The sequence below is a fragment of the Ignavibacteriales bacterium genome, from assembly GCA_026390795.1.
GTDB lineage: Bacteria > Bacteroidota > Ignavibacteria > Ignavibacteriales > Melioribacteraceae > Fen-1258.
In genome coordinates, this window is record JAPLFG010000003.1 from 2423588 (window position 1) to 2443966 (window position 20379).

Below are 20379 nucleotides of genomic sequence, written 5' to 3' on the forward strand. Positions count from 1 at the left end.
ATTTTTGAATTACACACTAGGAGAAAAAGAATGACAACGATTGTAGATGTATGGGGAAGGGAAATACTTGACTCACGCGGTAACCCAACGGTTGAGGTTGAAGTGACACTGGAATGCGGAGTTGTTGGAAGAGCAGCAGTTCCGAGCGGCGCTTCAACAGGTGAAAATGAAGCTGTAGAATTACGCGACGGTGACAAAACTCGTTACAATGGTTTAGGTGTTACAAAAGCAGTTGATAATGTTAACAACAAAATTGCAGATGATCTAATCGATTTCGATGCAACTGATCAGGTTGGAATTGATAATTTTCTTTGCGAATTGGACGGCACTTCCACAAAATCTGAACTTGGTGCAAATGCGATTCTTGGCGTATCATTAGCCTGTGCAAAAGCTTCTGCAGAAGCACTTGGTCTTCCTTTATACCGTTATATCGGAGGTATAGGCGCTAGAACTTTGCCAGTTCCAATGATGAACATTCTTAATGGCGGCAAGCATGCCGATAACAATGTTGATTTTCAAGAATTTATGGTGATGCCTGTTGGCGCACCCACATTTAAAGAAGCTCTTCGATATGGCGCTGAAACATTTCATTCGCTCAAATCAGTATTAAAAAAGAAAGGTTACAACACTGCGGTTGGTGATGAAGGTGGATTTGCACCAAACTTAAAATCCAATGAAGAAGCAATTACTGTAATTCTTGAAGCAATTGAAAAAGTTGGTTTAAAAGCCGGTAAAGATATTTTCATTGCTCTCGATCCTGCTGCAAGTGAAATGTGGGACAATGAGAAGAAATCTTACTTCTTCTTTAAATCTGATAAGTCTTATATGACTCCGGAAAAAATGGTTGATTACTGGGCAAACTGGGTTAAACAATATCCAATCATTTCCCTTGAAGATGGAATGGCAGAATTTGATTGGGACGGCTGGAAATTATTAACCGATAAAGTCGGCAGCAAAATTCAATTAGTTGGCGATGATCTCTTCGTAACCAATACAGATTATTTATCGAAAGGAATTGAGCTTAAAGTTGCAAATTCCATATTGATAAAAGTAAACCAGATTGGCACGCTCACTGAAACTCTTGATGCAATTGAAATGGCTAAACGAGCAAGTTATACTGCCGTAATATCCCATCGTTCGGGAGAAACGGAAGACACTACAATTTCTGATTTGGCTGTTGCAACAAATTGCGGACAAATTAAATCCGGCTCGGCAAGCAGAACAGATCGTATAGCAAAATACAATCAATTGATTAGAATTGAGGAAGAGTTGGATACAACAGCAATCTTTCCTGGAATTGATGCAATAAATTATTCTGTTAAATAATAAGGTATAAATTAAATATAAAAGCCCCCGCTTATGGCTGGGGCTTTTTTGTCCTATTCAAACTTCATAATAAAATTGGCTTATTGAGGTCTTTATGCCGCACCACACTATTAAAACTATTAACGAGTTCATCAAGAAGAATAAGATTGAATTTATTGATTTAAAATCCATTGACCTTTCCGGTAGACTTCATCACATCTCGCTTCCGGTTTTTGATAACATAATTACCAAACTTACAACTGAAGGAGTGGGATTCGATGGATCCAGCTTTGGCTTTCGCAAAGTTGAAAACAGCGATATGATAATGATTCCGGATTTGGATACAGCCGTGATTGATTTATTCCGAGATGCGCCGACTTTAAGTTTTTATTCCAACATTGTTTTAACAGATGAAAAACATTCACGCTTTTCGCAGGATGGGAGATATTTAGCAAAACAAGCAGAAACGCTTCTAAAAAAAATAACGGGTGCTGATAAATCCTGGTGGGGACCGGAATTTGAATTTTATATTTTTTCGAAAGTCGAGTACGATACCAGAACTGCAACATCATATTACCGTGTAGAGCACACGGAGGAATTTTATAAACGGGCTTACCATGCCGCAAATCCGTTTGATCTGTATGATGACTTCCGCGATGAGGCATCAAAGCTTCTTCAAAAGTTTGGAATTAAAATTAAATACCATCATCATGAAACTGGCGAGCGCGGTCAGCAGGAAATAGAAACTTATTTTAGCGATTTGTTAACCACTGCTGATAACATTATAACTGCTAAGTATGTTTTGTTCAATCTTGCAAAGCAGAAAGATCTTTCTCTTACCTTCATGCCTAAGCCGATGTACCAACAGCCCGGCAATGGATTGCATTTACATCTCTATCTTACTAAGAATGGGAAGAATGCTTTCTATAAAAAGGGAGAATATGGTAATATGAATGAGCTTGGCAGATTTTTTATCGGTGGAATGTTGAAACATGGTCCCGCTCTCTCTGCATTTACAAACCCAAGTACAAATTCATATAAACGATTAGTCCCTGGATTCGAAGCTCCGGTCGCATTAACATATGGTCGAGGCAATAGGGCTTCTGCTATCAGAATCCCTAAATATGTTTCTAATCCAGATGAAACACGTTTTGAATACCGTCCGCCTGATGCAACGATCAATCCATATTTATGTTTAACTGCAATGCTTCTTGCCGGCATAGATGGAGTAGTAAATAAAATCGATCCGGTTAAAGAAGGATTTGGACCTTACGACAAAAATTTTCTTGATGAAGAGCATAAAGAAAAAATTCACTTTTTGCCGAGGAACTTGAATGAGGCGCTCGATGCACTTCAGGCAGATAATGACTTTTTGAAACGAGGAAATATTTTTAGCGATGAGTTGCTTCAGCAATGGGTTAATTTAAAAGAAGATGAAATACATGCAATCGGAACGATGCCGCACCCGTTCGAATACAAAATGTATTTTACTCTTTAGTATTAACAAGAAGTTCAATTTATTGTGAACAGTTTTTAGAAAACTATAACGACTTATTTCATTTGTGAAAATTCTTGTAATTAATACAAAATTTCTTGGAGATTTGATTGTCTCAACACAGGGACTCAATGCATTAAGAAAAAAAAATCCAAACTCCGAAATAGTTTTGATTACAAGAAAAGGTTACGAGGAAACACTAAGGAATAATCCGAACATCGACCGGATTATTCCTTTTGATTTTAGTGTGAAAAAGAAAAATATCTTCAGCAGAATTTCCTCTGAAATTAAGTTTATCTATCAGATCCGAAAAGAAAGATTTGACGTTATTATAGCACTGCATCCCGGAGACCGGATTGCGTTTTTAGCATGGCTCAGCGGAGCCAAGATTAGAATTGCCCCCCGCAAACAGCCATTTAATTTTCTTTTTAATGTTCTGGTTGATGTTGAAGAAGATTCAATCAGCTATTTGGATTATTACAATAAATTAATAATTGCTTTTACAAAAGAATCTATCAAAGGGAATACCGAATTTTTTGTGAGTGAACCGGATTCAGTTTGGGCTGATGAATTTCTAAAAGAGAACAATGTTAACAGAGACGATTTGATTATTGGAATTCATCCTGGTGCCAGCGAACCAACTAAAATTTGGCCATCAGAAAATTTTGCCGACCTTATTCAAAAACTTTTCTCGACATATAATTCAAAAATCTTTCTTATTGCTGGTCCAAATGAAGAAAAAATCGTTGATACTATTTCAGCTAAATTAAACAATGAAAATCTTGTTGTATATAAATCCACAGATGTAAATCGTTCAGCCGCCTTGATTAAAAAGTGCAGAATATTTATATCGAATGATACCGGAACTCGTCATCTTTCAGTTGCACTTAGGACTCCTGTAATTGCGTTAATGCCGGATGATAATCAAAAATGCTGGAATTTTTATGAGGGCTCAGATAATCATTTTGTATTAACGGGCAAAAGAACCTATCCTATAAACGGAGTTCCATTTCTTGGTTCAATTACAGTTGATGAAGTCTTCAACAAAGTAAACGAAGTTTTGAATAAATGAAATTATCACCGGCAAAAAATATTTTAATTATAAAATGGGGAGCCCTTGGCGATCTAATAATGGCGACCTCAACCATTAAAGCCATTCGAGATCAATATCCCAATGCAAAGATTACAATGATTTCGAACAAGATAATGAAGGAACTTTTCCCTTCCGGTTATATAATTGATGAATATATTTTCCTTAATAGAAGCGGTCGGCATGTTAATGAATCATTTCTTAATCAATTATTAATGATAAAGGAATTAAGAAAGAGAAAGTTCGATCTTGCCTTTAACCTGAAATGGAAATCTGAACGGGCTAGTGTGTTGACCTTCCTTAGCGGTGCAAAGGAACGAGTTGGATACACACAAAAATATTTTTCAATTTGTTACACTCATCAAATTGTTCATCCGGAAGGGCGTTATCAGGAAGTGGACCGGAATCTAGATATTGCGAAAAGTTTTGGAATTAAGGTTAATAATACTAATCCGTTAATTTACATTTCCGGCGATGATAAAAAATTTGCTCGAGAATTTTTTACAAACAATTCTCTTACGAAGGATATTACAATTTGCATTCATCCGGGTGCAAGTAAAAACAACCGTGCGTGGCTGCCGGAAAGATATGTTGAGCTTTCGAAAAAACTGATCTCTGAATTAGGTGCAAAAATATTGGTAACGTGGGGAGCGAATGAATTAAATCTTGCACGTGGTATTGTTGAATCAATAGGAAGTAACGCAATTCTATCCCCAAACACAAAATCAATTGCTGACCTTGGAGCCATAATTGAACAATGCAAATTATTCATTTCAGTTTGTACAGGTCCAATGAATGTTGCTAACGCGGTCAACACTCCAATAATTGCTTTGTTAGGTTCAACAGATCCATTAGATTGGTCGCCGGTCGGAGAAATACATCGAACAATTAAATCGCCCCATGTGCTTGAACATTATACAGATGAAGATGAACGAAAAGCACTTGATGAAATTTCTGTGCAAATGGTTTTTAAAGTTGTAGAAGAAAAATGGAATGAGCTTAAAATACGAGAGCTCGAAATCTAATAATGGTCAAAAAAATCTAAACTTATAATTTATCTTTTGAATATTCCTTGAAATATCTAACATTTATTTTGCAATCTATTAGTAGGGATTATGCTTCCATTCGGTGAAATAGCAGCATTAACAACGGCTTTATTATGGTCGGGAACTTCTATTGCTTTTACGGAAGCTTCAATAAGAGTCGGACCGATTTACGTGAATGTAACACGTATGTTCATGGCTCTTCTCTATCTTTCAATAACTCTGCTGATAATAAATGTAAAGATTGATCTTTCAATTCATCAAATCTGGAATTTGGTAATAAGCGGTTTCGCCGGATTAGTAATTGGAGATACTTTTTTATTCAAAGCTTATAGAAGTATAGGCGCGAGATTAAGTATGCTGGTTATGGCAACAGTCCCACCCATTTCTGCTTTACTTGCATTTTTTTTTCTTGGAGAACGTTTATCTTTTTACGGGATAACTGGAATTGTAATAACTGTTGCCGGTATTTCAGCAGTGGTTTTGAAAAGGGAAGAGAAACCTGCATCGAATTATAAAATTGATTACACCGGGATCTTTTATGCGTTGATTGGAGCTACAGGCCAAGCAGTGGGATTGATCTTTGCAAAACACGCATTCAATGAAGGAGAAATGAGCGGCTTTCTCGCAAGCTTTGTCCGTATTGCCTCTGCCGTAGCAATAATTTATCCTCTTGCAATGCTGACAAGAAAATATCAAAACCCGGTAAAAGTTTTTATGAAAGATAAAAAAGCTCTTCTCTTTACAGCTATTGGTTCCATAATTGGTCCGTATCTTGGCATCACATTCAGTATGATCGCAATTTCACATTCAAAAATTGGAATAGCTTCTACGCTTATGGCAACGGTACCGATTATTATGCTGCCGATGGTTCGTTATTATTACAAAGAAAAACTATCATGGATCTCAATCTTTGGTGCGGTTATAGCTGTGATAGGGATAGCGATTTTATTTATGTTTTAGTGAATAGTCGATTGAGGTATTCGGTAGTTGGAGAATGAAAAGTTGATAAATCATGAAACGAAATAACTGTTTATAGCAGTTAACAACTCATGGACTGAAAATGGTTTTGGAAGTAAGTTTGAATCCGGAATTTGTTTAATTCGTTCAATTGTATTTGCATCATTGTAAGCCGATAAGAATAGAATGGACGGTTTAAAAGTATCAAGAATTATTTTGGCAGTTTGGACACCATCTTTTTCTCCTTGAATGTTAATATCCATCATTATTAAATCCGGCCTTTTATCCAGGGATAATTCGATAGCTTTTTCGGAGGATTGACATTTTCCAACGACAATAAAATTATTCATCTGGAGATGCATCTCAATTTCCATTGCTACAATTACTTCATCTTCGACTATTAAAATTTTCTTCTGTGAATTATCCATTATTTTATCCCCCGAAATTATGTTTCATAAGGATCGTAAAAACTGCACCTGAATTTGTACTAGTTGTCAACTCACCTCGTACTTGTTGTGTTAAGTTATTCACCAACTTTAATCCTAAAGACTCACTTTTCTGGATATCAAAATCTTTAGGTAATCCAATACCATTATCGGAAACTTCGAACAAAAGTTGATCGAAATCTTTCTTTAACCTAATCTGAATAATCTTTTTCTGTTCAGATTCGGGCTTTAAATGCCGGAATGCATATTTAATAGAATTTGTAAGTAATTCATTTAATATGAGACCAAGCGGAACAGCATCATCAATCGACATGAAAACGTCGTCCAATTGATAGTCGAATTCAATATTAGCGCTTTGATTTTTATAGGTTTGATAAATAAACTGGGCTAGATTATTTATATACTCGCTAAAATTAATACGCGATAATTCTTTTGACTGATAAAGTTTTTCATGAACTAACGCCATCGATTTGATCCTGTTCTGACTTTCCTGGAAAATGGAAAGATTCTCTTCATCCTTAATTTTGCAAGACTGCAAAAATAAAAGACTAGATATGATTTGAAGATTATTTTTTACTCTATGATGAATTTCTTTTAATAAAATATCTTTCTCTTCAAGAGAAGTTTGAAGTGTCTGGGCATGAAGTCTTAAATTATCCTGTAGTTTTGATGAAGCAATTGCAACCGAAAGTTGATTTGAAATTTCCCGCACCACAGATCCGTCTTCCTGCGAAAATTGATCACGATTCGGAGATCTGAAAATTAATTCGCCAATTAATTCTCCTTGGAAACTTAGAGTTGATCGGAGATATGATTTAATTCCAGAATACAATAGTTCGCTCTCTCTTTCTTGAAGATTATTTTTCTCTTCAAGATTATTACAGATCACTAAATCCGGCTGATGTAAATCTTCTTCTGTAAACTCAGGAATAGGAAATTCAATACTTTCCTGCTCCACATGACTTCCGTTTTGCCGGAATTGATGAATGACTGCTGTCTTACTAGCGAAATCAAACAAATTCAAACTCGCCTCTGTAAAATCGGCAATTTGTGTTTGTAATTTACTAATTGTTTCAAATGCAATCTCTTTAGCTGTTTTTGCTGTTATAATTCCTCTATAGATATCCTGCAAACCCTCAAGTCTAAATGCATATCTCTGAAGTGAATCTTCCATTTTTCTTCTTTCGGAGATTTCATTAACCATAATTTCATTTGTCTCGGCTAAAGCGGAGGTTCTTTCTTGTACTCTCAGTTCAAGTTCATCTCTCGCAATTCTTAATGAATCGGTCATTTTATTAAAAGATACTGCCAGACTTTGTAATTCATCACCGGTATTAATGTTTGCCTTTGCCGAAAGATTTCCTCCAGCAATTAATTTCGTTGTCCGGTCCAATATTCTCATTGGTTTTGTTAATTTTTTTGCGAACAAGAGCGAGAATACAAATCCCAAAACCGCCATTACCATTGTTAACCAGGTAATATTAATTTCTATTTTACTTAAACTTTTATCATAGTTATCCAGAGATAAGCCGATGTGAATCCATCCCCAAACTACTCCTGAAAAAGAAACTTTGTAAGATTTTTGGAATACTTCTCCTTTAATCAGATTACTCCAAATGATTTTTCCTTTGTTATCCGTAGTATCAGGAAGCCAGCTTAAATCGTTTCTAGTTTCATACCATTTATTCTTTGTATGCACAATTGAATAGCCGTCATTCCTCGTAACAACCACATATAAGATTGATCTACTATCATTGACTAGTTGTGTGCAATGGTCTACTACTGTGCCGTAATCTTCTGTTATAAGCGCCGAATTATTTGCATGCAGAATTGAATTTCCAATATCAACCGATTCATTTTCCATCCTATCAATTAATGTCTCTTTTTGAAAAGGAATTGTGTAAAGGACAAAAATAAGTATCGTGAAAAGCATTAACCCCCAAATCCATATAGTTGTACGCCACACAATTTTTTGTGCAACCAAGCGGAGAAAAGTTTTTTTAATAAATATTATCATCATTAATTCTCGGGTACAAATTTAATGTTTTCATCTCATCTATTTTTATGTTTCATATTGTATAAATCAATAAGTTGTTTTGTGCCGGCAAGGTCTTTGTTCTTTATCTCAATTAGTTTTTGTGCTCTAATAAAATTTATAATATTATGACCTTCCGTAGTCTTGTGAATATTTTTTGCAACTTTATAAAACATATCAATTACTTCTTGCTCGGTATTCTTCCGGATCGCAGTCAAACCATGAATAAGTTCAGGAGATGTTTCTGGAACTTTAAGAGAATCACAGACAATTTTCGATCTTTGTTTAAACGCTATCATTAACAACTCTTCACATGGTCTTTCAATATATTCTGAAACATTTTATTCCTCTAACTTTTTCCCAACATTACCTGAACTGTTATAATTTATTTATAGTCTTACTTACTCTGAATAGCTGCATAATCGTTAAACAATTCTGTTATATTTGTCAAAAATTCGTTTTTGAAAGGGACTAATTTTTTCATTTTAAATATTTTCAAAAAATTTTTTCCGGCATATGTTTCATGCAAATTATAAATAGTAGTTTTAAGAAGATCAAAATCTTTCGATTTTTTTTCTTTCTCGGTATAACAAACAACTGCAAGCAATAAAGGCTTGGATGATGCTAAAATCTTTAACTCTCTCCCCACTTGTGGATTTAGTTCTACAACAGTTTTATAATCATCCTCTACAACAATTGCCGCATCCAATTTTTTGAAAAAGACGCTCGTGATTGTTTTTAATGGCTGCTCTCGATTAATATTCTGTGAATTGAGCATCTTATTAAAATTTATTTTGTTTTTATAAAACAGAACTTTTGACCAAACTCCTAAAATATTTGAATTGCCCCCGGATGTAGTTGATTCCATTTTGATCTTTTTATCACTCAAATCGGCGATAGAATTTATGTTCGAATCTTTTCTTACCAGGATAATTATTTTATTTAAACATGAATCGCTTAAAATGGGAGCCGCAACCGGATATAACCGGATTTTATTCTGAATGGCTAAATATTCATACCCCGTCATTGTAATAACATCCAATTCTTGATTTTTAATATAATCGACATTATTCACAAGATCGTCTATTATAAATGCTTTACTTATATAATTAGTATTAGTTTGTTTGATAATTTGCTGAACGAAAATCTTTGAAGCTGCTTCTGCATCTGCAAGATTAACATTTCTAAAAATACCTGAACTGTAAGCAACTTTAAATGTGGGAATTGAATTGTCTGTCTGAAGATTGTTCTCGTGCTCACTTGCGTTTTTGTATTGGGTAGATAATCCTTCAAAGAGAATAAAACATAGAAAAAAAAGAAGGATTCCTAATTTTTTAGTAAGCAAAATTATACGAAGCGATATTTTCATTGAATGGTTCAATACATTATGAATTATTTATTGATGAATATTATTCGCCAGAACAAGTTCCATTTCAGCATACAATTGTAAAGCTTCGTATAGAATAATCTGGTACTGAGCCTTCATCATAGATTCGGTGATTTGTGCCTGCATTACATCTTTTAATTCCATTATTTCACTAAAGTATGCTTTCTCAACTAATTCTCTATCTTCCGAAGATGTTAGCATTGCCTCTTTGGAAGCGGATTCTCTCCCTTTGGAAGCTAATATTTTGTTGTAGAGATATTGAATTTTTAATGTAATTCCTTTCCGCAATAATTCTTTCTGCTCATTTAAATGCTTGTAATTTGCCGTTGCCTCTTCAATTTGCCCTGAAGTTCTATATCCATTAAAAATACTCAGTTGAACTCCTAAGCCGACAATCCAAATATTTTTATTTTCAGCTGTCATTATTCCGGCATCGTAAGGAGAAATTATTTTTCTGTAACTTCCAAATAATGCTACTGAAGGATAATAATCACTCTTGGCTTCATCAATTCTTGATTCATAAACTTTCAATCCTTTGCCGACTTTCATAATCATTGGGTTTGATTCAGTAGCAGTATTAATCAAATCATTTAAAGATAATTCGTTATTGGAGAATGGAATTTCATTTTCTGTTATTGTAATTCTTGTTTGCCATTCCAAACCTATTGCGTTGACTAAAGCAGCTAACGCAATTCTTCGTTCTCCAGATATTTGGGCAACGATTGATTTAATCACCTCGACCATTGTTTTATTTTTTAGATAATCCGATTTTGTTACTTTACCTGATCCTTTTTGATATAAGGACTCGGTCAAATCCAATGTAGAGTTTAATCTTTCGTATGCTTCGGTGGCAATTTCTTCCAACTTTGTTGTTAACACTACGGCATAATAAAGTTTTTTCGTTTGGAATATTATTTCTGCATCGGTAGCCCGCAAATCTTCCTTAACGGCATCAAGTCCGGCCTCTGCTTCAGAAATATAAGCTGAAATCTTGCCGCCTGTGAAGAGCGGATATAGAACATCAAGCGATGCACTTAGCATTTGCATGTCCGCCATTTTTATATTCTGAGCCGGAAAAGTAAACGGCGGTAGATTTAAAGTAAATGTTCCAAGATCAATTGAAGTTAAAGAGATATTCATTGCCGGCATTACAAAATTTGGATTCTGGTCCATCAGAGAATAAGATCCGGATAAATCTAATTTCGGATAATGTCCCGAACGAGCTTGCTTTAATTGCGCTTCCGCTGCTTGAACGGCGAATTTACTTGCCGCTCTAGAATTATGATTCTGTAATGTTTTTTCGATACACTGATTTAAAGTTAAAGTCAGATCGGAGTTAGAATTATTTTCTTGGGCATAATTTTTTTGTGATGGAATCACCAATACTGATAAAATTATAATCAAAGTACTTCTGCATAGTCTCATTATCTACTCTATCACTTTTGACAAGAAATTGATGCCACTTATTGATGAATGATATTGCATTATATATTAGTGAAATAGAAAAGATTGCTTCTCTACGATTCTATATTCGACCATAAATTTGATATGTTTATAGTTAATGTTGTGAACGGGCTAATTCTGTAGCAAACGGTATTATTTTGGTGGAATTAGTTATACCATGAATTTGATAAAACGTTATAAAACATCTAAAAACTAAACATTTACAATTAACAATTGGATAACCGGACATTCCATCGAAAAATTGCACGCTGCTAAAAAAGGAGAATTGATTATTTAATAAAATTTTGACTGGGGAGGCTAAAAAAAAATTCCAATTTCATTGAATGTAATGATCGGCTATCTTAAAAAAGTTTAAGAAATCTTTCGAGTTGAAAAACACAAAGATTATTTTTCCCAGTGCTGATTCAGTTTTTAAAAATTCGCTAGTAACTTTACATGCAATTATTGAAGCGCGCTCAAAAGGAAATAAATAAGCTCCCGTGCTTATTGCAGGAAAAGCAATTGAAAAAACGCCATGTTCCACCGCAATTCGAAGAGAATTTTTGTAACAACTAGTTAGCAACTCATCTTCATGCTTTTCTCCTCCTTGCCAGACTGGTCCTACTGTATGAATTACATATTTTGCAAAAAGATTGTAACCTTTGGTGATTTTAGCTTCTCCGGTTCTGCAGCCTTTTAGCGTGCGGCATTCTTCTAAAAGTTTTGGCCCTGCAGCTCTATGAATCGCACCATCAACACCGCCGCCTCCAAGAAGAGAACTATTGGCAGCATTTACTACGGCATCAACATGAAGTCTGGTTATATCACCTTCTACTATTTCAATGCGATTATTCATAACGTTTATTCTTTTCGAAACAATGGAGTAGAATTGCGGATCCTTTATAATAAGGCCAAACTTCATGAGAATTTAATTTATGAAAAAGAGAAATTTGGTCCATTTCATTAAAAAATCCTCCTACCGAGTGAAGAATTAGAGAAGGTTTTTCAATAATATTTTGGGTCTCGTCTATCATAGAACCGAATATTCCTAATCTTGTTATGTAAAATCTGGAAAACATTTGTCTCCATCAAGCTTTTCCCCGTTACAAATCATAATAGAAAAAATGTCTTATAATAAATACGATTCTCAACATGAAACGTCTCATATTTCCAAAATTATGAATTTACATTATAAAGCAAGTGTAACTATGGCACTTAAGTTGAGTCTATCCGAAATCAAAATATAAATTGACAATGGAATTAATAGAGATAATTTCCGATATACTGATTTTTGGGGGGATCCTGCTGATTTTTGTTGTTCTTATTTCGTTTCTTCTTTCTAAAAATGAGCGAGAAGATGAAAGAGCAAACATTAAAAAATCATACCGGAGTATACTCACTCAAAACAATTTACATAGCAACATGAATATTGAGCAGCAAGCTTTTAGGAATAATCAAACATCTGCATATCCACAAATTTTCCAATTAAATAATTATGCGCACAGAGAATTAAAGATAGTCAGAAAACGAACCGTTGAAACGCGCGATATTCAAGATAGAATATTGAATGATGATGGACACATCAAGATTACTAACGGAAGCAGAACTCGCTATACAATAGTGAATGAAGAGATTAATAAATCAAATATTAAAGCCGCAAATTTTTATCTGTAAACTCTAATCTTAAACTTCAAGTCAATAGTCCTTTCAACTGCAACTAACAAAGAACAAATTTTCTCTATTTTGACAACCTTAGTACAACTACTAAGCTTTTCCTCACTAAACAGCTAAAAAAAGTTAATTCTTTAGTATAACTACTAATGTTTTATCTCTCCGCCAATTATATTTTTCTTGCAGTAATTGGCATAATTCAGAAAATGACTATAAAATCGAAAAGAAAAATTACATCTGCTTTTATGATTGGATATTTCACTTCTCTTTTGAAGAATGAAATGACCGATGAAGAAACAGAATCAAATCATGATCAAAATTTTTTGATTATGGCTCTAAACACACAAATTTTCACTACTATGTCGGACCTACATAAAGATATTTTTGGAGAAGAATTCCCACGTGTAAAATTTATTGAATGTATTGATGATCTTAAAGTAACCCTATGTGATCTTAATGAGATGATTTCAGAAAAGATTCAGAGGGGGGGTGAATCTTTTCTGGAAATTTCATTTTTATGCGGTGGTTTTCTGGGTCTAACTGAAGCCACTGATTCTCTCCCTCACGAAATACAAAAATTGGAAATCATCGTTTATCATTTATTAAACAAACTTGACGTGAATTTGTGTTGGAATGATCTTGAAAAAATTATAAATGATTTAACCTCCGGGGAAATTCAACTGCGCCGGAATTCCCGAGATCAATTATTTTCGATGATATGCGGCAGTCATACAAAGCATCAAACGATTTATGAATTCCAAAACTTGTTTGAACGTAATTCTTCAGTACAACATTTTGCCTTCGCTTAACCCCAATTTAATTTTCTATAATCTATTAGTTCATCTATTCCATTTATATTATTACTGATATTACGCATATTTTTAAATACCTTAGCCACAAAGACACTAGGGCACTAAGAAATATCGAAAAACGAATAAATATCAAATTTATACTTGGTGCCTTTGTGTCTTAGTGGCAAAAAATTCACCGCTTGCATAACAACAGCTATTAATTTGAATGAGTAAAAATACTTCAAAAAACGGAAGTTGGTTTCATTTAAACTGTTTTCCGCATTAATGATTACTTTCAAGAACAAACCCATTATTTTCCCAACTATTTTTATCATATTTCGTATGTAAAAATTTTCATTTGCTGAATATTAAAAAGCGGTGTTTTCAATTTTGAAAACCGTAAAAATTTTGGAGCTAATATGATTAAATTTTCTCAATGTGTTGACTCAATGAGAACATCAGAAATACGTGACTTGATGAGTATTGCCATGAGACCGGATATTATTACGTTTGCCGGCGGGATGCCGAATAATGATCTGTTTCCTGTCAAAGAGATAGACGAGATCTATAACGGACTTGATGACAAAACAAAAAAAGTTGGATTCCAGTATGGACCAACACCCGGTTACCCGCCTTTGATAGAATCTCTAAAAGAATATTTGAGAGGTAAAGGTTTACCGGTTGATACGAATGAATTAATTATCACAGCCGGATCACTTCAAGCAATTAATATTATTACAAAACTTTTTGTGAATCCCGGCGATACAGTAATCTGCGAGAATCCATGCTTCATAGGCGGCACTTCGGCATTTAAATCTTATCAAGCTCATATTGTTAGTGTTCCTCTGGATTCGGACGGAATTATAATGAGTGAGCTGAAGAAAGCAATGGAAGGTGAAGCCAAAAACGCCAAGATTCTATATCTGTCTCCATATTTTCATAATCCCGCCGGAATTGTTTACAGCAAAAAAAGAAAAGAAGAATTATTAAAATATCTTGAAGGCAAAGAGATAATTCTTATTGAAGATGATCCTTACGGTGAACTTTATTTTGAAGATGAGTACAAAGAATTAACCATACCTATGAAAACAATTCAACCTGAACCGGTACCCATCTGCTATCTTGGTTCATTTTCAAAAATTCTTGGTCCCGGAATGCGCCTCGGCTGGCTCCTTGCCTCACCGGAAATAATCAATAAAGCCCAATTAGCAAAACAATCTATGGATGCATGCTCTTCAACTTTTACACAGGTACTTGCAGATCAATTTTTAAGACAAGGAAAATTACAGCCCTATGTTGAACGGTTAAGAATTATTTATGCAAGAAGAATGAAGATAATGAATGACAGTCTGCAAAAAAATATGCCGCCGGAAGCTACATGGGTTGTTCCTAAAGGCGGATTTTATATTTGGATCTCGCTTCCGCAGCATGTTGATGCTCTTGAAATATTAAAAGAATCAATGAGCCGCGGTGCGATTTTTGTTATTGGCAGAACCTTCGATCCGATGGGAATAAAAAATAATTGTCTGAGATTAGCTTTCTCTCATACACCGGAAGATGAAATTGAGAAAGGAGTCAAAATAATTGCCGAGGCGTTAAAAGCAAGATTATAAAATGAAAATGAAAGACTCTGCAAAAATTTTGGTGAAATGATTTTCTGAAAAAATAAGTAGCACTATTGAAATGTTAGATCTCATGCGGAATATTAATGAATTTCATGGTATTCAATTAAAAGTTATTAATACTTACGTGTTGTGTGACTTAAAAATATAGTTTAATAAACTGTTGAAACAGTTAAAAAAAACATTGTCTCAGTGATTAACCCCGCGATTAATCGCGGGGTTAGAAGCACAAAATACAATGTTAAAACCGTTTTAACGGTTTACATTCTAATTCACATAACGGGTTAATACTTATCAAACGACAAAGAAAATAGATTTTGATCTTTCCAACTTTTCTTTGATTAATGCCTACTCCTTCCGTATTTTTGAAAAGAATCTAAAACGAATATTTGGTAATATTAAATGAAAATCTGTGAAATTCTAAGAGTTGAAAAAATTATTGCGTCATTACAAGGCTCTACAAAAGCCGAAGTAATTGACGAACTCATTAATCTCTTTAAAGATGACGAACGAGTAAGCGACCTCGAAGGATTGCGTAACGCCGTGCATGAAAGAGAAAAAATCATGTCTACCGGCGTTGGTAAAGGATTTGCGATTCCTCATGCAAAAACAAACAGTGTAAATGAGATTATTGCAGCATTCGGTAAACTTGATAAGCCTCTAGACTTTCAAGCGCTTGATGAACAACCGGTTAATATTATTTTTCTTTTAGTCGGAAAAGAAAATATGGTTGGTCCTCATATTAAACTGCTCAGCCGTATCTCCCGTATGATGAATAAAGATGAATTCCGTGAAAGTCTGGCTAATGCTAAAACTTCAGAAGAAATCTATTCGTTATTCGAACAGGAAGAGAAACAATATTTTGAAGCAGTATAAATATGATTAAAGCCGTAACTGGAACCCGCGATACACTTCCAGCCGATATTCCTAAATGGAATTACTTGCAAACGATTGTCGAATCGGTATTCTCAAAATTTAACTACAAAGAAATCCGTACCCCCATTTTTGAAGAGACAACTTTATTCGCCCGTGGAATCGGAGAAGCAACAGATATTGTCGGCAAAGAGATGTATACTTTTGTTGACCGGAGCGGAGATAGCGTTACACTAAGACCTGAAATGACTGCCGGTGTTGTACGGGCATTCATCGAACATTCGTTGGACAAAAAGCAAAATCTTAATAAACTTTTTTACATCGGACCAATGTTCCGCCAGGAACGTCCGCAAGCCGGGCGATTCCGCCAGTTTCATCAATTCGGAGCTGAGGCACTTGGAAGTAACGACCCTCTTCTAGATGCCGAAATGATAATTATGGCTTACGATATTTTTGCCAGCCTCGGGTTGAAACATTTGGTGGTGAAGATCAATTCGCTTGGCGTTCCATCTTCAAGAGAAAGTTATAAAACTATATTAAAAAATTATCTTGAACCGCATTTCGAAAAACTTACTTCTGAAAGTAAAAAAAGATTTGATACAAACATTCTCCGTCTATTCGACAGCAAAGAAGAGAACGACCGTAAGATCATGGAGAACGCACCGCTTTTAATCGAATATCTTGATAATGAAAGTCTTGAACATTTCGAAAAAGTAAAACGGGCTTTGCTGGCTTCGCATATTCCCTTCGAAGTTGATGCCCGTTTAGTGAGGGGACTGGATTATTATACGCATACAACATTTGAAGTTGTTAGCGGAAGTGTTGGTTCTCAGAGCGCATTATGTGGCGGAGGAAGATATAATCTCCTTGTCAAAGAACTTGGAGGAGGAGAAACTCCGGGAATCGGTTTTGCCGCTGGGATAGAAAGAATTTTACTCGCGTGCGAAAATGAAAAATCATTTTCATTAGAAGAAGAAAAACTAGATCTTTTCCTGGTAACAATTGAAAGAGATTTACAGAACTTTGCATATCAAACCGCAGTAGATTTTAGAAGAAAAGGTCTAACAGTTGATCTTGATTATTTGAGCAGAAGTGTAAAAGCTCAGATGCGGGAAGCAAATAGAACCAATGCAAAATATGTTTTGCTTATCGGCGGAGAAGAATTTGCACGTGGTGAGTTAGTTCTAAAAAATATGAGCAATGGTGAACAGAAAATTTTTAATAAAGACGAATCCGAGAAAATCTTTCTTAGTATAAAGGAGAATTGATTGTCTCTAAAAAAACCGGTTAGCATTCCCAAGATACCTAAGACAAGAAAGAAAAAAGCGCATCTTGCGCTATTAGCCGTTCCCACAAAGAAACCGGACAAAATTGAATATCTATGTAAAGCTTATTATGATTATGATGAAACCGAGAGAAAACAATATTGTGTCTTTGCAATTGAAACGATAGTTGAGTTTACAAGTTTTTCGTATGAAGTTTCTGTGGATGTAATCCAGGAAAAAAATGTATTCAATTTTGTGCTGATGGGTCTTAAGGCGAAAACAAATGTAGTACCTCTTGTTCAACCGGCAAGAACGGAATTGCGTTTTCAAGATCTGGTTGGTGATTACATTGTGAATGTTGTAAAACAAGATGGTGCAATCAATACAGGCGAATATCATTTTAATATTTATAAAAAAGAAATTCTTTTAACAAAACATTACAAACCAAAAAAGAAAAACAATCGCCTCTTTTGTCAATTTGAAGTTGCAGAAGAAGAATTTTCTTTTCCCGAAAAATAAAAAGGAATAGAACGCTGATCTTTATGATAACTATGATTAATTGAGATCATAAAAAATCATAAACGATCATAAGAATCCGCGTTCCATTTGATTTATGCAAAAAATCTTTGGTAGAAAACCGGTTCTTGAAGCTCTAAAATCCGATGCGGAGATAGAAGTGATCTATATCGCTTTTGGTCAGCACGGCGATGTAATCAGTCAGATATTTTCCGCTGCGAAGAGTAGAGGAGTAAAGATTACTCAGCTTGCAACACCAAAGTTTGATGCTCTGGAAGACGGACAAAATGCTCAAGGAGTTATTGCTCTCAAGAGTACGCAAAAATATTTTGACCTTAGTGAACTGATCAAAAAATCAAAAGCATCACCATTGCCGCTTTTGCTTCTTCTAGATTCAATTCAGGACACACACAATCTAGGCGCAATATTACGGACAGCCGAATGTGCCGGTGCCGATGGAGTTATTATCACAACAAATCAGAGTGCGCCAATTAATGAAATTGTAGAAAAAATTTCTGCCGGTGCGGTTTCGCATCTTAAAATTTGTAAGGTAAATAATCTTGTCCGAACGATTGAAGATTTGAAAAAAAATGGATTTTGGATCGTCGGAACTCACATCAACGGAGAGAAAAATTACAATCAACTTGATTATAAAATGCCCGTGGCTCTTGTAATGGGAAATGAAGAAAAGGGGATCCGTAAACTCGTTTCTGAAAATTGCGATTTCCTAGTAAAAATCCCTATGAAGGGAAAAATTGGCTCGCTCAATGTTTCCGTTTCAACCGGTATTCTTCTTTTCGAAATAAACCGCCAAAGATTAACTAATTAATGCGATTTTGGAACGATTTTTAACTGAAAATGGTTTTAATTATAATCTTGACTTTATTTTCAAGATAGAATAGTTTTGAACCCGGTAATAAACTGAAAGAAGCAAAATGAATAATATTGAAGAAAAAGAATTAAAGCCGCCTCAAGAAATCAGCGACGATATGAAAGTACTGGATGATTTAACCAGTTCCGAATATAAATGGGGTTTTGTGACTGATATTGAATCGGAAACAGCCGCTAAAGGTCTGAATGAAGATGTTGTAAGAATGATCTCGAAAAAGAAGAACGAACCCGAATGGATGACCGAATGGCGGTTGAAAGCATATCGTTATTGGTTGAAAATGGAAGAACCGAAGTGGCCGAATGTGCATTATCCCAAAATTGATTATCAAAATATAAGCTACTACTCGGCTCCAAAGCAGAAACCAAAATTAAATTCTCTAAACGAAGTTGATCCCGAATTGTTAAAGACTTTCGAAAAACTTGGAATTCCGCTTGAAGAACAAAAATTTCTTTCGGGTGTTGCTGTTGATGCTGTGTTCGATTCGGTCTCTGTCGCTACAACATTCAAAGAATCGTTGAATGAAAAGGGAATAATATTCTGTTCTGTTTCCGAGGCGGTTAAAGAGCATCCGGAACTTGTAAAAAAATATCTAGGTTCAGTTGTTCCGTACACAGATAACTTCTTTGCTGCTTTGAATGCAGCAGTATTTAGCGACGGTTCATTTGTTTACATACCAAAAGGTGTACGCTGCCCGATGGAACTCTCAACTTATTTTAGAATTAATACACAAGAGACGGGACAGTTTGAGCGCACTTTAATCATTGCAGAAGAAGGCGCTTATGTAAGTTATCTCGAAGGTTGCACCGCACCTATCAGAGATACCAATCAGTTGCATGCCGCAGTAGTTGAACTGGTTGTGCTTGATAACGCAGAAATAAAATATTCGACAGTTCAGAATTGGTATCCCGGCGATAAAGAAGGCAAGGGCGGCATTTACAATTTTGTAACTAAACGAGGCGCCTGCAGAGGAAAGCATTCAAAAATTTCTTGGACTCAAGTTGAAACGGGTTCGGCAATTACGTGGAAATATCCAAGTTGTATTTTACAAGGAGATTATTCAATCGGTGAATTTTATTCTGTGGCGGTAACAAATAATATGCAGCAAGCCGATACCGGAACAAAAATGATTCATCTAGGTAAACACACAAAAAGTACCGTTGTCTCGAAAGGAATTTCTGCCGGTCGAAGCAACAACTCATACCGTGGTTTAATAAGAATTGGAAAGAATGCTGAAGGTGCCCGCAATTATACACAATGCGATTCTATGTTGATGGGTGACCGTTGCGGAGCTCATACGTTTCCATATATAGAAGTTGAAAATGATACGGCGAAAGTTGAACATGAAGCAACAACCTCGAAGATTGGTGAAGATCAAATATTTTATTTGAATCAACGTGGTATAGCGACTGAAGATGCGGTTAACATGATTGTGAATGGTTTTTGTAAAGAAGTGTTTAAAGAATTGCCGATGGAATTTGCTGTGGAAGCACAGAAACTCCTTGCTATTAGTCTTGAAGGTAGCGTCGGGTAAAGCAATTGCTAATT

The 20379-nt window shown here is 35.1% G+C and carries 20 protein-coding genes; 13 read left to right on the forward strand and 7 right to left on the reverse strand.

Annotation, left to right across the window (positions count from 1 at the left end; translation table 11 throughout):
• Positions 1–30 precede the first annotated feature (30 nt).
• The 5 genes from eno to NTX65_14105 all read left to right on the forward strand — a co-directional run bounded on the left by eno (position 31) and on the right by NTX65_14105 (position 5896).
• A complete protein-coding gene (gene eno, locus NTX65_14085) occupies positions 31–1326 on the forward strand; it encodes a phosphopyruvate hydratase (protein ID MCX6170470.1) in 1296 nt (431 codons plus the stop codon).
• 94 nt (positions 1327–1420) lie between these two features.
• Positions 1421–2803, forward strand: coding sequence for a type I glutamate--ammonia ligase (gene glnA, locus NTX65_14090; protein ID MCX6170471.1), 1383 nt, complete (start codon positions 1421–1423; stop codon positions 2801–2803).
• Positions 2804–2867: 64 nt separating this feature from the next.
• The gene (locus NTX65_14095) at positions 2868–3872 is read left to right on the forward strand and encodes a glycosyltransferase family 9 protein (protein ID MCX6170472.1); all 1005 of its coding nucleotides are present in this window, start codon (positions 2868–2870) and stop codon (positions 3870–3872) included.
• A complete protein-coding gene (locus tag NTX65_14100) occupies positions 3869–4915 on the forward strand; it encodes a glycosyltransferase family 9 protein (GenBank protein MCX6170473.1) in 1047 nt (348 codons plus the stop codon). The genes NTX65_14095 and NTX65_14100 overlap by 4 nt, the downstream gene beginning before the upstream one ends.
• Before the next feature lie 90 nt (positions 4916–5005).
• Positions 5006–5896 carry a DMT family transporter gene (locus NTX65_14105; GenBank protein ID MCX6170474.1) on the forward strand — a complete coding sequence of 297 codons (891 nt, stop codon included), beginning with the start codon at positions 5006–5008 and terminating at the stop codon, positions 5894–5896.
• 50 nt (positions 5897–5946) lie between these two features.
• On the opposite strand, the gene NTX65_14110 is transcribed toward NTX65_14105, so the two are convergent.
• From NTX65_14110 to NTX65_14140, 7 genes are all read right to left on the reverse strand, one after another.
• Complete coding sequence (locus NTX65_14110; GenBank protein ID MCX6170475.1) at positions 5947–6321, reverse strand: response regulator; 375 nt, start codon at positions 6319–6321, stop codon at positions 5947–5949.
• A 4-nt stretch (positions 6322–6325) separates the two neighbouring features.
• Entirely contained in the window at positions 6326–8359 is a 2034-nt protein-coding gene (locus tag NTX65_14115; GenBank protein MCX6170476.1) for an ATP-binding protein, read from the reverse strand.
• Between the two features lie 32 nt (positions 8360–8391).
• Positions 8392–8673: a hypothetical protein gene (locus NTX65_14120; GenBank protein ID MCX6170477.1), complete on the reverse strand. Its 282-nt coding sequence runs from the start codon at positions 8671–8673 to the stop codon at positions 8392–8394.
• A 98-nt stretch (positions 8674–8771) separates the two neighbouring features.
• Positions 8772–9743 carry a PhnD/SsuA/transferrin family substrate-binding protein gene (locus NTX65_14125; GenBank protein ID MCX6170478.1) on the reverse strand — a complete coding sequence of 324 codons (972 nt, stop codon included), beginning with the start codon at positions 9741–9743 and terminating at the stop codon, positions 8772–8774.
• A 27-nt stretch (positions 9744–9770) separates the two neighbouring features.
• On the reverse strand, positions 9771–11186 hold the full coding sequence (locus NTX65_14130) for a TolC family protein (GenBank protein MCX6170479.1): 1416 nt from the start codon (positions 11184–11186) through the stop codon (positions 9771–9773).
• A 355-nt stretch (positions 11187–11541) separates the two neighbouring features.
• Complete coding sequence (locus NTX65_14135) at positions 11542–12060, reverse strand: O-acetyl-ADP-ribose deacetylase (GenBank protein MCX6170480.1); 519 nt, start codon at positions 12058–12060, stop codon at positions 11542–11544.
• Entirely contained in the window at positions 12053–12283 is a 231-nt protein-coding gene (locus NTX65_14140; GenBank protein ID MCX6170481.1) for a hypothetical protein, read from the reverse strand. The genes NTX65_14135 and NTX65_14140 overlap by 8 nt, the downstream gene beginning before the upstream one ends.
• Positions 12284–12458: 175 nt before the next feature.
• Here NTX65_14140 and NTX65_14145 point away from each other — a divergent pair, with 175 nt between their 5' ends.
• From NTX65_14145 to sufB, 8 genes are all read left to right on the forward strand, one after another.
• On the forward strand, positions 12459–12878 hold the full coding sequence (locus tag NTX65_14145; GenBank protein ID MCX6170482.1) for a hypothetical protein: 420 nt from the start codon (positions 12459–12461) through the stop codon (positions 12876–12878).
• A 203-nt stretch (positions 12879–13081) separates the two neighbouring features.
• A complete protein-coding gene (locus NTX65_14150; protein MCX6170483.1) occupies positions 13082–13684 on the forward strand; it encodes a hypothetical protein in 603 nt (200 codons plus the stop codon).
• 401 nt (positions 13685–14085) lie between these two features.
• Positions 14086–15279: a PLP-dependent aminotransferase family protein gene (locus NTX65_14155; protein MCX6170484.1), complete on the forward strand. Its 1194-nt coding sequence runs from the start codon at positions 14086–14088 to the stop codon at positions 15277–15279.
• 411 nt (positions 15280–15690) lie between these two features.
• Positions 15691–16164 carry a PTS sugar transporter subunit IIA gene (locus NTX65_14160; GenBank protein ID MCX6170485.1) on the forward strand — a complete coding sequence of 158 codons (474 nt, stop codon included), beginning with the start codon at positions 15691–15693 and terminating at the stop codon, positions 16162–16164.
• Between the two features lie 2 nt (positions 16165–16166).
• Positions 16167–17429 carry a histidine--tRNA ligase gene (hisS, locus tag NTX65_14165; GenBank protein MCX6170486.1) on the forward strand — a complete coding sequence of 421 codons (1263 nt, stop codon included), beginning with the start codon at positions 16167–16169 and terminating at the stop codon, positions 17427–17429.
• Entirely contained in the window at positions 17430–17945 is a 516-nt protein-coding gene (locus tag NTX65_14170) for a hypothetical protein (protein MCX6170487.1), read from the forward strand.
• Positions 17946–18039: 94 nt separating this feature from the next.
• Positions 18040–18771: a 23S rRNA (guanosine(2251)-2'-O)-methyltransferase RlmB gene (gene rlmB / locus NTX65_14175; GenBank protein MCX6170488.1), complete on the forward strand. Its 732-nt coding sequence runs from the start codon at positions 18040–18042 to the stop codon at positions 18769–18771.
• 106 nt (positions 18772–18877) lie between these two features.
• Entirely contained in the window at positions 18878–20365 is a 1488-nt protein-coding gene (sufB, locus tag NTX65_14180; protein MCX6170489.1) for a Fe-S cluster assembly protein SufB, read from the forward strand.
• Positions 20366–20379 lie beyond the last annotated feature (14 nt).

What these genes read in the sequence shown, in the direction of transcription:
- NTX65_14115 (MCX6170476.1), bottom strand. Translation starts at nt 8,359, where the DNA reads ATGATGATAATATTTATTAAAAAAACTTTTCTCCGCTTGGTTGCACAA.
- hisS (MCX6170486.1), top strand. Translation starts at nt 16,167, where the DNA reads ATGATTAAAGCCGTAACTGGAACCCGCGATACACTTCCAGCCGATATT.
- NTX65_14155 (MCX6170484.1), top strand. Translation starts at nt 14,086, where the DNA reads ATGATTAAATTTTCTCAATGTGTTGACTCAATGAGAACATCAGAAATA.
- sufB (MCX6170489.1), top strand. Translation starts at nt 18,878, where the DNA reads ATGAATAATATTGAAGAAAAAGAATTAAAGCCGCCTCAAGAAATCAGC.
- NTX65_14125 (MCX6170478.1), bottom strand. Translation starts at nt 9,743, where the DNA reads ATGAAAATATCGCTTCGTATAATTTTGCTTACTAAAAAATTAGGAATC.
- NTX65_14145 (MCX6170482.1), top strand. Translation starts at nt 12,459, where the DNA reads ATGGAATTAATAGAGATAATTTCCGATATACTGATTTTTGGGGGGATC.
- eno (MCX6170470.1), top strand. Translation starts at nt 31, where the DNA reads ATGACAACGATTGTAGATGTATGGGGAAGGGAAATACTTGACTCACGC.
- rlmB (MCX6170488.1), top strand. Translation starts at nt 18,040, where the DNA reads ATGCAAAAAATCTTTGGTAGAAAACCGGTTCTTGAAGCTCTAAAATCC.
- NTX65_14110 (MCX6170475.1), bottom strand. Translation starts at nt 6,321, where the DNA reads ATGGATAATTCACAGAAGAAAATTTTAATAGTCGAAGATGAAGTAATT.
- NTX65_14105 (MCX6170474.1), top strand. Translation starts at nt 5,006, where the DNA reads ATGCTTCCATTCGGTGAAATAGCAGCATTAACAACGGCTTTATTATGG.
- NTX65_14150 (MCX6170483.1), top strand. Translation starts at nt 13,082, where the DNA reads ATGACTATAAAATCGAAAAGAAAAATTACATCTGCTTTTATGATTGGA.
- NTX65_14100 (MCX6170473.1), top strand. Translation starts at nt 3,869, where the DNA reads ATGAAATTATCACCGGCAAAAAATATTTTAATTATAAAATGGGGAGCC.
- NTX65_14130 (MCX6170479.1), bottom strand. Translation starts at nt 11,186, where the DNA reads ATGAGACTATGCAGAAGTACTTTGATTATAATTTTATCAGTATTGGTG.
- NTX65_14160 (MCX6170485.1), top strand. Translation starts at nt 15,691, where the DNA reads ATGAAAATCTGTGAAATTCTAAGAGTTGAAAAAATTATTGCGTCATTA.
- NTX65_14140 (MCX6170481.1), bottom strand. Translation starts at nt 12,283, where the DNA reads ATGTTTTCCAGATTTTACATAACAAGATTAGGAATATTCGGTTCTATG.
- NTX65_14120 (MCX6170477.1), bottom strand. Translation starts at nt 8,673, where the DNA reads ATGATAGCGTTTAAACAAAGATCGAAAATTGTCTGTGATTCTCTTAAA.
- glnA (MCX6170471.1), top strand. Translation starts at nt 1,421, where the DNA reads ATGCCGCACCACACTATTAAAACTATTAACGAGTTCATCAAGAAGAAT.
- NTX65_14135 (MCX6170480.1), bottom strand. Translation starts at nt 12,060, where the DNA reads ATGAATAATCGCATTGAAATAGTAGAAGGTGATATAACCAGACTTCAT.